The organism is Algibacter sp. YIN40 (assembly GCF_057219435.1).
This window is the reverse complement of the sequence record NZ_JBXVVC010000001.1, coordinates 1,412,512-1,425,284: the sequence shown is the minus strand read 5'-3', so window position 1 is coordinate 1,425,284 and position 12,773 is coordinate 1,412,512. Positions and strand designations below refer to the sequence as shown.

Sequence of the window (12,773 nt, the reverse complement as noted above, 5' to 3'; positions counted from 1 at the left end):
TATGCTTTTCTCGTTTACTGCCAAGTTTAGCTTTTTAATTTTGAGATTTTACTTTAATTTTTTTTGGCGGAATAATGGAGGGTGCCAACCCCTTGTCTTTCATTTTGGCAATCACTGCCGACTCCATTTTAAGCCGCATGAGTCTCGATCTTCCGTCCAAGAAATTAGATCGCAACTCTTTTACTTCATTATTTAATCTAGCAATTTCATACACCTTTTTATCGGCACTATGCGAACTTGCAATCATAACTATTGCAAGTCCTGAAATAAAAATGATAAATCTCCAATTCTTAAAAGAGTCATCACTAACTAGAAATGTTCCTTTTAATATTTTTTGAATCCTTTTCTGCACTTTATTTCTTCTATGTTTTTATGGCGATGCGCAATTTTGCACTTCTGGCTCTGCTATTAATATTTATTTCTTCTCTGGTTGGTACAATAAGCCCGTTTACTTTCTTTAGGGGTACTTCAAAATTTCCAAACATATCTCGCTCTGGCTCCCCTTCAAATAACCCATTTCTTATAAAGCGTTTTACCAATCTGTCTTCGAGTGAGTGATAGGATATAAAACTTAATCGTCCACCTTGTTTTAATATTTCTGGCGTTTGTAATAAAAACTCCTTTAAAGCTTCTATCTCTTGGTTTACTTCTATTCTTATGGCTTGATAAATTTGTGCTAACACTTTATTCTCATGTCTTGGAGGTAAAAATTTTCTCAAAACGGACTTTAGTTGCTCACTTGTTACTATAGGCTCATTTTCTCTATGCTCAATAATTAATCTTGCCATTGCCGGAGCTGCTCGCAATTCACCATATTGGAAAAACACATTTTTCAATTGTTCTTCGTCGTATTCATTAACAACATGAAAAGCCGATAATTTGTTCTGCTGGTTCATACGCATATCCAAATTGGCTTCAAAACGTGTTGAAAAACCACGTTCGGCAACATCAAATTGATGTGACGATACTCCAAAATCTGCAAGAACTCCATCAACCTTTTTTACACCATGAAATCTTAAAAAGCGCTTTACGTATCTAAAATTTTCATTTATTAAAGTGAAGCGATTATCATCAATTGTATTTTCAAGAGCGTCTTGATCTTGATCAAAAGCAAATAACCTCCCATTAACTCCAAGTCTTTTTAATATCTCCTTGCTATGGCCACCGCCACCAAAAGTCACATCTACATAAACACCATCATGTTTGATTTCTAAACCATCAACAGTTTCCTTTAACAATACAGGATTATGATATTCCATAGTCATCATCTTGCCCCATAACTTCTTCGGCTAAATCTGCAAAATCTAATGCCGCATCGCTAATAGCCTGTTCGTAAAAATCTTTATCCCATATTTCAACTATATTAATGGCTGAAGCCACAACAATATTTTTTGAAATATTTGCAAACACTGTTAAATCCTTAGGAATTAGTAATCGTCCATTAACATCAACCTCAACCATTTTTACTCCAGCAGTAAAACGGCGAATGAAATCGTTGTTCTTTTTCTTAAACTTATTAAGCTTATTTACTTTTTGCATTAGCACTTGCCACTCTTTTATCGGGTAGAGTTCCAAACACTTTTGAAACACCGAGCGACGCAACACAAATCCTTCCTGCAAAACAGGAGATAATTGCTTTTTTAATGCCGCAGGCATCATCAATCGACCTTTAGCATCGACTTTACATTCGTATGTACCTATTAATGAATCCAATTGATATGGTTGGCGTTTTGGTGTTTAAGTTTCAAATATATCGAAAATTTTACCACATTTTACCACTTTATACCACTTTGTTGATAATTTTTCGTTTAAATGCTGTTTATCGACGATTATTAAAAATTGAAGTATTATTACTTACTCATTGTCAATCATTTACACCTCCAGAGTTTTTTAAATTACAAATTGTTAACATCTCCATTCTTAGCTTTTACTGTCATGATTTATTTAACATAGTTAAAATATGAATGAAATAACTATATTTGTTTTTAACGAAATGACTAACTAATTAATGACGCATCGTTTAAAAGAAGAGAAGAATTACCGCTATATTGAAGTTGGAGAAGGCACACCTATTATTGTTCTTCATGGACTAATGGGAGGGCTCAGTAATTTTGATTCTGTAACAAATTTTTTTAGTGTAAAAGGCTATAAAGTTTTAATTCCAGAATTACCTATTTACACCATGTCGTTATTAAAAACTAACGTTAAGAGTTTTGCCAAATACCTGCATGACTTTATAGTTTTTAAAGGTTATAAAGAAGTTATTTTGCTCGGGAATTCTTTGGGTGGTCATATTGGTTTGTATCATACTAAATTATATCCTAAAAGTGTTAAAGCTCTTATAATCACGGGGAGCTCTGGGCTTTACGAAAGCGCAATGGGTGGCGGCTACACAAAACGTAGTGACTACGAAGTCATTAAAAAGAAAGCTCAAGATGTATTTTACGACCCAACAGTAGCGACAAAAGAAATAGTTGACGAAGTATACGAAACCGTTAACGACCGAAACAAGCTAATAAAAACACTTGCTATTGCTAAAAGTGCCATTCGCCATAATATGGCTAAGGATTTACCAAAAATGCAAACACCTACTTGTATTATATGGGGTAAGAATGACAATGTAACACCACCTGAGGTCGCGGTAGAATTTAATCAGTTACTTCCAGATTCCGAATTATTTTGGATTGACAAATGTGGACACGCGGCTATGATGGAGCATCCAGATGAATTCAACCAAATTATGAATACTTGGTTAGAAAAAAGATCGCTTTAAAATCATTATTCCTAAGGTAGCTTACAAGTAAATTATTTCAATAGAAGTTCAATTAAAAACGTTCTCGACTTCAAGGGAATGACAAAATATGAAAATCAAATCGGCTGAGTTTATTATAAGTAATTCTGATGTTGCAAAATGTCCAAAAAGCAGATTACCAGAGTACGCTTTTATTGGCAGAAGTAATGTTGGTAAATCCTCATTAATAAACATGCTAACTAATCGAAAGAGTTTAGCAAAAACCTCTGGAAGACCTGGAAAAACACAACTTATAAATCATTTTTTAATTAATAAAAATTGGCATTTAGTAGATTTACCTGGTTACGGATATGCAAGAGTTTCAAAAAGTGCCAAAAAAGTATTTCAAAAATTTATCACTCAATATTTTGCTTCACGAGAACAACTAGTTACTGCCTTTGTTTTAGTAGATATTAGACATAACGCACAACCCATAGATTTAGAGTTTATGCAATGGCTAGGAGAACATGGCATCCCATTTTCTATTATTTTCACAAAAGCTGATAAGCTTAAACCAAAAGCAATTGAAAATCATATTGCAGATTACAAAACAACTCTTTTAGAAACTTGGGAAGAAATACCCAATTACTTTGTTACTTCATCTTCTAATGGTATTGGGAAAGACGATGTATTGGAATATATTGACCAATTAAATCGAAATATGGAGTCAGAAAAAAATAACTCTTAATATGCAAAGTATCGCTTAGAACATTATCAAACTCACTACGCAGAATCTAATTTTTTTATGTTTAAATTCAAGAAGTCCTTTCTGGAACATTAACACCGTTTCGCAAAATCGAAATACCCATAGCTAATAACCAAAGTGCTTTAACATGAAATACAGGTTTGTAAACTTCAAAGTTGTCTGGTATGGACAGAATAATTCCCATAGCTACAAAACCTAATAAAAGTGTAAACCAACCCAACCATTTACTAACAATATTCCATTTTATAAATCCATAGCCCAATAAAACAAGACCTACACCAGAGAAAATTCGACCAAAACGGAAAAAACAGGTTACATATTGATTGGTAAATAAGATGCCATCCATAAACTCCTGAATTTCATCTGGAGATTTACCAGCCGTTTGTCCAACACCCCAAGCGCCATAGTTATAAAAATAAGCCGCTGCAATAGCAATAGTAAAAGTTCCTACAATAACCATACCTGCACCAGGGAGCATTAACACGCGATAAGGCCTTCTTGCTGTAATAGACACCAATGCAAACATGGAAATTGCCATGGTTACCCATCCGAAAATATGAAAGCGATACATCCAAATCCAATACCATAAATCCTCACTAATAGCACTAAAATCTGATGCTACTAAATATTCACCGATATGATGCGGTGAAAGCACCCATCCTCCCCATAATAATATCGTAGCAAATATAAAGGCCCAACCTGTAAATTTTGTTTCAAAATCTTTTTTCATAATATATCATTTTGTTGTAGTCATGTAAATTACTAATACTATAAATGTTTTCTTGTAACATTAGTTACAAAATGAAAATTTGTACTAATAATTATGATGACAAAGTATTATTTTTAATAAAATACTAAACTGATATCCGTCAATTTCAAGACTATTTTTTAAGCTGACTAATATCATTGTCAGTACTAGACAAATCAACTAATATTATTTATTAATTAGATTCTTAAATATGTCCCACAGTTACTGTAACATTAGTAACAAAAGGAAAGTTTTAGAAATTGTAATTTACACAGATTTTCTTTTAAGAACCTATAATTTAATTATTTTGAAAAGAAGAGATTTTATTAATAAAGCAACATTAAGCTCATTTGCAACACTGATTGGTGCAGATATTATTTTTGGATCGAATTTACTGGATGGATACACCCCGCTAGCCTTACAAGACCTAGATCCTTTTAAATTGTTCAACAAACACAAAGACATGATTGTGCTAAACGATAAACCTTGGAATATTGAAGCACAAGCACACTTGTTAGATGATAAAATCACTCCTAATTCCTGTATGTTTATTCGAAATAATGGTTTAATACCTGAAGGCATTGATACAAAGAAATGGACACTCATTATTGATGGCGAATCGGTTAAAAATAATAAAACATACACTTTAGCCGAGTTAAAAACGAAATTCAAGCAATACACTTATCAATTAACCATTGAATGCGGTGGAAATGGCCGGAGTGAATTCAATCCTACAGCAAAAGGTAATCAGTGGACAGTTGGAGCTGTGCATTGCGCTTCCTGGACAGGTGTGCGTTTACGAGATGTTTTAAATGATGTAGGTATTAAAAACAATGCGGTTTATATAGGTTTTCATGCAGTAGATGTACATTTGAGTCAAGACCCAACGAAAGAACCTATTTCGAGAGGTTTCCCTATGGAAAAAGCGCTTCAAGATGAAACTTTATTAGCATTTAAAATGAACGGCAAAGATATCCCTTTAGTACATGGCTACCCTTTACGTTTAGTCGCTGGAGGTTGGCCAGCTTCAGTTTCTGGCAAGTGGGTAAATAGAATTAGTATAAGAAATAAAGTGCATGATGGCGCAAAAATGACTGGTGATGCTTACAGAATTCCTTGTAATCCTGTTGCTCCAGGAGAGAAAGTAAAAGATGAAGACACGTGTATAATTGAATCGATGCCTGTTAAATCATTAATTACTTATCCAAAATCCGGTGCTATTATAAAAGAAGGGCGTTCTTTAAATATTCGTGGACATGCTTGGGCTGGAGAATTAGAAGTGGCTAAAATGGAATACTCAATAGATTATGGATCTACTTGGAAATTATGTGTAATTGAAAAACCTTCAAACAGGTTGGCGTGGCAACACTTTAATGCATTGGTTAGCTTTCCTAAAAAAGGATACTATGAAATATGGGCAAAAGCGACTGATATAAATGATAAGGCACAGCCTATGCTTTTACCAGGATGGAATCCTAAAGGGTACTTAAATAATGCTTGTCATAGAATTGCTGTAAAAGTAAATTAAATGTCTAAAGAAGAAGATTATAAAAAACTCATTAAAAAAGTAATCCGATTAGTATTTGTACTTTTTAGTCTGTTTTTAATTACAGGTGGATTGATTGTATATTACACTGTTAATCCCAGTTTTTTTGATATTAACAAAGAATCTAATATCATTGTTGATATACCCATTGAAGAAAATGAAGATAAAATAGAAAATGGCATTCATTTAAGGACTGGATTAATTGACAACGAGGGATTAATGACCGTAGTAAATAATTGCACCAACTGTCATTCATCAAGATTAGTAATTCAAAATAGAATGAATACTGAACGCTGGAATGCAACTATTAAATGGATGCAAGAAACCCAAAACCTTTGGGATTTAGGAAAAAATCAAGAGATAATAGTCAATTATTTAGTGACAAATTATCCTCCAAAAGATATGGGTAGAAGAGCGCCTTTAGAAAATATGAATTGGTACGAGTTAAAAGAATAAAATAGAAATTAATTTAATAGTTAAAAAAATAATCATGGAAAAATATTTAGACGCTTTTATTAGTGCTTTCAATGGCACATTAAGTTGGACATGGAAATCAATAATCTTTGAGGTGCCATGGTACACAAATTATTTTTGGGGGCTTGTAGCAATTTCACTTTTTGTATGGGTTTTAGAGATTGCATTTCCATGGAGAAAAGAACAATCAATCATTAGAAAAGACTTTTGGTTAGATGGATTTTATATGTTTTTCAATTTTTTCATCTTCTCAATTGTTATTAGTGGTGTTTACAAAATTCTTGGACTACTATTTGCAGATGTAAATATAACCGCCAAAACTTTTGCACTGTTTGATATCTCATTATGGCCAATGTGGATTCAGTTATTAGTATTTTTTATTATTCTTGATTTTGTACAATGGTTTACACATGTATTATTACATAAATATCCTTTTTTATGGAAATTCCATAAAGTACACCATAGTGTAAAAGAAATGGGGTTTGCAGCTCATTTAAGATACCATTGGATGGAAAATATCCTATACAAACCACTAAAAACTTTTGGTGTTATGCTAATTGGTGGTTTTGAACCCGAACAAGCTTATGTCATTCATTTTATAACTATTGCTATTGGCCATTTAAATCATGCTAATATTAAGATAACATGGGGGCCACTTAAATATGTTTTCAACAATCCTGTGATGCATTTATATCATCATGCCTATGTCCTTCCTAAAGGAAAATATGGTGTGAATTATGGTATTAGCTTAAGTCTTTGGGATTATATATTTAAAACAAATTACATTCCTGAAGATAGTGGAACTGTAGAAATAGGTTTTAAAGGTGATGATAAATTCCCAAAAGATTTTATTCATCAAAACATTTATGGTTTTAAAAAAGGGCAAAAATAATTTTTATGAAAGTTTAGTTTTTTACATCCAAAGCATCTCTTAAGGCATTACCAATAAGCATAAATGCCATTACCAAACTCATAATGCAAAGGCCAGGTATAATAGCAAGATAAGGTTTTCCAAGAATAATATAATTGTAGTGGTCTTTAATCATCGCACCCCAACTTGCCATAGGTGGTTGCGCTCCAATACCTAAGAAACTAAGTCCGCTTTCAATTAAAATTGCTGCTGCAAAATTTGCCGCAGAAATCACAATAACTGGCGCCATTATATTAGGCAAAATATGCTTGGTAATGATTCTAAAATCGTTATAACCTAAAGCTCTTGCGGCAGTTACATATTGCATTTCTTTAGCACTAATAATTTGCCCACGCACTACCCTAGCTACTTCAACCCACATTGTTAGACCAACAGCAATAAACACTTGCCAAAACCCCTTGCCTAAAGCCAATGTAATAGCTATCACCAACAATAAAGTTGGAATAGACCATGTAACATTTATAATCCACATAATCAGCGCATCCACTTTCCCGCCAAAATACCCAGCGACACTTCCCATAAAAATGCCTATCAACAAAGAAATAAATACCGCAACAAAGCCAATAAAGAATGATATTCTAGCTCCTACTAAAACGCGACTTAACAGGTCACGCCCATATTTATCAGTACCAAAAATAAATGTTTTATTATTTATAAATGCTTCATAGTTTCCTTCTGGAAATGATTTTAATGGCATTTGTTTTGAAACACCTTCAAGACCGTCAGAAGCATATTCTGTGTAAAATAATTCGTTTCCTTGAGCTTCAATATCGGAAACAGGGATCTCGGTGTTTGTGTTTTTTTCTCCAAAAAATACTTTGGACAAGTATGATTGCTCATTCTTAATCTGAGAAGGAATGGTTAACATCTGTACTTTAAATCCAGGTTTTTTAGAGTGAATAGACAAATGCATTTGATTGGCATGCATAGAATTGTCGGGCGCTAACACATAAGCGAAGACAGATACAAACCCAACTAAAAGAATAAAGTAAAAACTAAAAACGCCCCAACTGTTCTTTTTGAACTTTTGGAGCGCTAATTGTTTTAGTGAGTGTGATTTATGACTCATATATTTTGCTAGTCCTTAACTGCAGAAGCTACTTTTTTAATACCCTGAGACATACGTAAATCCTCAAGAACATTCAAAGCCTCTTCTATATAAACATCTTTGCTAAGGCTTGTATACCAGCGCTCACGCTTTTCTTTTAAATCTGTTGTATCTGATGCGAAAAGCTGCTTTTCATATTCTAAAGGTTCAAAGGTCAAATTGGTTTTATAATCAGACAAAGCATCAAAACGTTTAGCTTCTTCCTCATTTAAATCTAACTTCGCCTTGTATTTATTATAGTTTAATGAAAATACCGTATCGTCAATTTTACTCTTCACCCATCTTGCATTTTGCTCAATCAGTTTTAATTGCTCATTACTACTCATACGCTCAGCACTATTTTTAATAGTTTCGTTATAATCAAAATAATTATCCCATACTGTATAATCGGCTGGATCAATGACATCATAAGGTAGCGGATTATCCTTATCCTTTTCGCCTACATCAATAAAACTAAATCGACCAGGCACTTTTACATCACTTTTAACACCTTCTAATTGCACAGAACCGCCATTAATTCTATAATATTTTTGAGTTGTTAAAGCTAATGCTCCTAAATCGCCATTAGAATTGTTTCTTACTAAATTATTAAGATTTAATACATTTTGGACAGTTCCTTTACCATAAGTCTGTTTACTACCAATAACTATAGCTCTTTTATAATCTTGCATAGCTGCAGCCATAATCTCGGAAGCCGAAGCTGATATTTCATTAACTAAAATAACCAAGGGTCCATCCCATGTAATAGATTTATCTCGATCTCTTAAAACCTCTTTAGATTCTCCTGTAGAACGTACTTGAACCACAGGGCCATCTTTTATAAATAATCCCGCCATATCAACAACTGCTGGCAATGAACCACCACCGTTATTACGGAGATCTAAAACCAACCCTTCCATTCCTTCTGCCTTCAAGCGTTCTATTTCTAGCTTAACATCTTTAGCAGCGTTTAATTTTTTATAATCATTAAAATCTACATAAAACGCAGGTAAGTTAATCACTCCAAATTTCTTGTTGTTTTTTTCTACTAATGACGCTTTTGCATAAGTTTCTCCTAATTCAACAATATCTCGAACAATTTCAACATCTTTAATAGTGCCGTCAATTTTTTTAATTGTTAAAGTTACTTTAGTACCCTTTGGGCCTTTAATATATTTTATGGCGTCGTTTATACGCATGCCAACAATATTAACCGGAAACTCTTCGTCTTCTTGCTTCACTTTTAAAATAATATCTTCAACTTCTAATGCCTTACTTCTCCAAGCTGGACCACCAGAAATTAATTCTACTATTTTAATATTATCCATGCGTTTGGTTAATCTAGCACCTATACCCTCCAGTTTTCCAGACATACGTTGGTCGAAATCTTCTTTTCCTTTTGGTGCTAAATAATAGGTGTGTGGATCGAATTCTTCAACAATTGCATTCACATATATTGCAAACCAATCTTCACGTTTTAAATCGTCTATATTATCGTTAAAGTATATATCAATAGATTTTAGGGTAGCTTCACGTGCTTCTTTTTCTATTTCAGAATCAGTTTTTTCAATATAAGAAAGATCTCTTTCTTTGGCTCTATTTTCTTCAGTATATACATCGTCGTAATTTGTTAACGTAGAAAACTTAAGTTGTTTTCTCCAACGCTCTTTCATTTGTTTTTTATTTTTAACAAACGTCATGTTTTCATAGTTCGTATCGAACTCTTCATCAACAGTATAATCGAAAGGGTTCGCTAATACATCTGTATATATTTCTTTAGCTTCTTCAATGCGTTTCAACATTCTTTCGTGTACTACATTAAAAAATGTGATATCGTGTGCTTTAAGTTGATCGTCTAATGTTAATTTGAATTTTTCGAAATCTTTGATATCCGATTCATAGAAATAACGCTTTACAGGGTCGATTGTTTCAATATAATCTTCATACAAATCGGCTGAAAACTCATCATCCATATCTATAGGGTCGAAATGTCCTTGTTGCAACACATAGGTTATAACACGAATTAATAATTTATCTTTATCTGGGTCATCGAATGTTTTGGCTGTAAAACTGCATGATGCAAATGCTAGTAGCAAGACTAATAACAAAACTTTATAATTCCTCTTCATAATTTTTTTCATCTGTTAATTTTCATATTTCTTAAGAAAACACTGCATATTTTCTACTAAAATAAAGAAAAAACTATGCCAATAAAGTTAATTGCTACTAATTTTTTGTTAAACCAAAGAAAATAAGCGTTTACAGAGTAAATTATGTATTTTAGCGATGCCATAATTACACCAATATGACAAAAAAACCCTTAATTCTGGTTACTAACGACGATGGTATTAATGCTCCAGGTATTAGGACTTTAATAGCAGTAATGAAAACTATTGGTGATGTAGTTGTAGTTGCACCAGATAGCCCACAAAGTGGCATGGGACACGCCATAACATTAGATTCTACACTTTATGTTGAACAAGTAAATTATGATCAAGAGGCTTTAAAAGAATACAGTTGCTCCGGCACTCCTGCCGATTGTGTAAAACTTGCTATTAGAGAATTAATGGATAGAAAACCAGATTTATGTGTTTCAGGTATTAACCATGGGTCAAATTCGTCTATAAATGTTATTTATTCTGGCACCATGAGTGCTGCTCTTGAAGCTGGCATCGAAGGTATTCCTGCCATTGGTTTTTCTTTACTTAATTATAAATGGCAGGCTAATTTTGAGGCATGCAAATCTTTTGTAAAAACGATAACCAAAAATGTATTAAAACAAGGATTACCAAATGGCATTGTACTTAACGTTAATATTCCCGATATACCTAAAAAAGAAATAAAAGGTATTAAGGTTTGTAGACAGGCAAAAGCTAATTGGGTTGAAGAGTTTGACAAACGCGTAAATCCACAAGGGAAAGATTATTATTGGCTTTCTGGAAAATTTGTTAATTTAGATGGTGGCGAGGACACCGATGAATGGGCATTAGAAAATGGCTATGTTTCATTGGTTCCTGTTCAGTTTGATTTAACAGCACATAAAGTAATTAAAGAATTAAAAAATTGGGATTTATAAAGATTTAGTATAAATGAAAAAAGAAATATTTATTGGTGTATTTGTTGGTTTAATTGCTAATGCTATCGGTCTGTTTTTCGCTGCAACATTATTAGGACAGGGAGATGATTTTTTAAAAGTTATCGAGGCTGCATCAAACGAAGGTTTTCTGGGGAAACTAATAAGTCTAGGTGCCATACTAAACCTTATTGCCTTTTTTGTTTTTATTAAAAAGAAGCAAGATTATCGCGCAAGAGGAGTTCTATTAATTACCGTTTTTATTGCTGTTTTTACATTTGTTTTTAAACTCTTCTAAATGAAGTATTATATCATTGCTGGAGAAGCGTCTGGTGATTTACATGGCTCAAACCTTATGAAAGCTTTACAAAAAGAAGATGTAAATGCTAATTTCAGGTTTTGGGGCGGTGATTTAATGCATGCTGTTGGCGGCTCACTAGTAAAGCACTATAAAGAGCGTTCTTTTATGGGTTTTATAGAAGTGATTATGAATCTTTCGAAGATTTTTAAAGATATTTCTCTTTGCAAAAAAGACGTTGAAAGTTTCTCCCCCGATGTCTTGATTTTTATTGATAATTCTGGATTTAATTTGCGTATTGCTAAATGGGCAAAACAAAAAGGCTATAGAACTAATTACTATATTTCGCCACAAGTTTGGGCATCTCGCGCTAAAAGGGTGCATTCAATAAAAAGAGATATAGATGCCATGTATGTGATTTTACCCTTTGAAAAAGAATTTTATAAAAGCAAATTTAATTATGATGTTACCTTTGTTGGACACCCTTTAATTGACGCCATAGCAGATAGAACTCAAGTTGACGAATTTGAATTTAGAAATGACTATTTACTCAATGATAAACCTATCATTGCCCTTTTACCTGGTAGCAGAAAACAAGAAATAAAAAAGACCCTTTCGGTTATGTTAAGTTTGGTTGATGATTACCCAAATTATCAATTTGTTATTGCTGGCGCTCCGAGTCAAGAATATGAATTTTACAAAACATTTATAAACAAACAAAATATTAGATTTGTTCCAAACAAAACCTACGACTTACTAAGTGTTTCTACAGCAGCCTTAGTAACATCTGGAACAGCTACTTTAGAAACCGCATTATTTAAAGTTCCTCAGGTTGTTTGTTATAAGGGAAGCAATATTTCGTATCAAATAGCAAAACGCATTATAACTTTAAAATATATCTCGTTAGTAAATTTAATAATGGATAAAAAAGTAGTTACCGAACTTATCCAAAATGACTTTAACACTAAGCAACTAAAAAACGAACTAGACATTATTCTAGACCCTTACGAGCGGACCAAATTCTTCATGAATTATTATGAATTAGAAAAAAAACTTGGCGGAAAAGGTGCTAGCGAAAAAGCTGCTCGTTTAATTTTTAACTCACTTCGGGATTAACTT

General features: G+C 32.9%; 14 protein-coding genes. 8 read left to right on the top strand and 6 right to left on the bottom strand.

Going from position 1 to position 12,773, the window contains the following annotated elements:
• Positions 1-34: 34 nt before the first annotated feature.
• From AC2D6V_RS06545 to mraZ, 3 genes are read right to left on the bottom strand one after another with little or no spacing between them, the layout of a single operon-like run.
• Positions 35-352 (bottom strand): FtsL-like putative cell division protein, encoded by a 318-nt coding sequence (locus tag AC2D6V_RS06545; RefSeq protein ID WP_484647258.1) that lies wholly within the window; start codon positions 350-352, stop codon positions 35-37.
• A 10-nt stretch (positions 353-362) separates the two neighbouring features.
• Positions 363-1,259 (bottom strand): 16S rRNA (cytosine(1402)-N(4))-methyltransferase RsmH, encoded by an 897-nt coding sequence (rsmH, locus tag AC2D6V_RS06540; protein WP_484647257.1) that lies wholly within the window; start codon positions 1,257-1,259, stop codon positions 363-365.
• Complete coding sequence (gene mraZ, locus AC2D6V_RS06535; RefSeq protein WP_484647256.1) at positions 1,246-1,713, bottom strand: division/cell wall cluster transcriptional repressor MraZ; 468 nt, start codon at positions 1,711-1,713, stop codon at positions 1,246-1,248. The genes rsmH and mraZ overlap by 14 nt, the downstream gene beginning before the upstream one ends.
• Positions 1,714-2,008: 295 nt before the next feature.
• On the opposite strand from mraZ, the gene AC2D6V_RS06530 reads away from it, so the two are divergent.
• Together AC2D6V_RS06530 and yihA are read left to right on the top strand one after the other, a co-directional pair.
• The gene (locus AC2D6V_RS06530; RefSeq protein ID WP_484647255.1) at positions 2,009-2,773 is read left to right on the top strand and encodes an alpha/beta fold hydrolase; all 765 of its coding nucleotides are present in this window, start codon (positions 2,009-2,011) and stop codon (positions 2,771-2,773) included.
• An 88-nt stretch (positions 2,774-2,861) separates the two neighbouring features.
• Complete coding sequence (gene yihA / locus AC2D6V_RS06525; RefSeq protein ID WP_484647254.1) at positions 2,862-3,479, top strand: ribosome biogenesis GTP-binding protein YihA/YsxC; 618 nt, start codon at positions 2,862-2,864, stop codon at positions 3,477-3,479.
• A 67-nt stretch (positions 3,480-3,546) separates the two neighbouring features.
• Here yihA and AC2D6V_RS06520 read toward each other — a convergent pair whose 3' ends face one another.
• Entirely contained in the window at positions 3,547-4,227 is a 681-nt protein-coding gene (locus tag AC2D6V_RS06520) for a hypothetical protein (RefSeq protein WP_484647253.1), read from the bottom strand.
• 325 nt (positions 4,228-4,552) lie between these two features.
• Here AC2D6V_RS06520 and AC2D6V_RS06515 point away from each other — a divergent pair, with 325 nt between their 5' ends.
• From AC2D6V_RS06515 to AC2D6V_RS06505, 3 genes are read left to right on the top strand one after another with little or no spacing between them, the layout of a single operon-like run.
• Positions 4,553-5,773, top strand: coding sequence for a sulfite oxidase (locus AC2D6V_RS06515; RefSeq protein WP_484647252.1), 1,221 nt, complete (start codon positions 4,553-4,555; stop codon positions 5,771-5,773).
• The gene (locus AC2D6V_RS06510; RefSeq protein WP_484647251.1) at positions 5,774-6,247 is read left to right on the top strand and encodes a monoheme cytochrome C; all 474 of its coding nucleotides are present in this window, start codon (positions 5,774-5,776) and stop codon (positions 6,245-6,247) included.
• 34 nt (positions 6,248-6,281) lie between these two features.
• A complete protein-coding gene (locus AC2D6V_RS06505) occupies positions 6,282-7,157 on the top strand; it encodes a sterol desaturase family protein (protein ID WP_484647250.1) in 876 nt (291 codons plus the stop codon).
• A 13-nt stretch (positions 7,158-7,170) separates the two neighbouring features.
• On the opposite strand, the gene AC2D6V_RS06500 is transcribed toward AC2D6V_RS06505, so the two are convergent.
• Together AC2D6V_RS06500 and AC2D6V_RS06495 are read right to left on the bottom strand one after the other, a co-directional pair.
• Positions 7,171-8,265 (bottom strand): ABC transporter permease, encoded by a 1,095-nt coding sequence (locus tag AC2D6V_RS06500; RefSeq protein ID WP_484647249.1) that lies wholly within the window; start codon positions 8,263-8,265, stop codon positions 7,171-7,173.
• Positions 8,266-8,273: 8 nt separating this feature from the next.
• Positions 8,274-10,412 carry a carboxy terminal-processing peptidase gene (locus AC2D6V_RS06495; RefSeq protein WP_484647520.1) on the bottom strand — a complete coding sequence of 713 codons (2,139 nt, stop codon included), beginning with the start codon at positions 10,410-10,412 and terminating at the stop codon, positions 8,274-8,276.
• A 176-nt stretch (positions 10,413-10,588) separates the two neighbouring features.
• Between AC2D6V_RS06495 and surE the strand changes: the two genes are divergently transcribed.
• Genes surE through lpxB form a run of 3 tightly spaced genes read left to right on the top strand, consistent with a single transcriptional unit; the run spans position 10,589 to position 12,770 of the window.
• The gene (gene surE, locus AC2D6V_RS06490; protein ID WP_484647248.1) at positions 10,589-11,359 is read left to right on the top strand and encodes a 5'/3'-nucleotidase SurE; all 771 of its coding nucleotides are present in this window, start codon (positions 10,589-10,591) and stop codon (positions 11,357-11,359) included.
• A 13-nt stretch (positions 11,360-11,372) separates the two neighbouring features.
• Entirely contained in the window at positions 11,373-11,654 is a 282-nt protein-coding gene (locus AC2D6V_RS06485) for a hypothetical protein (protein ID WP_484647247.1), read from the top strand.
• A complete protein-coding gene (lpxB, locus tag AC2D6V_RS06480) occupies positions 11,655-12,770 on the top strand; it encodes a lipid-A-disaccharide synthase (RefSeq protein ID WP_484647246.1) in 1,116 nt (371 codons plus the stop codon).
• Positions 12,771-12,773: the final 3 nt, after the last annotated feature.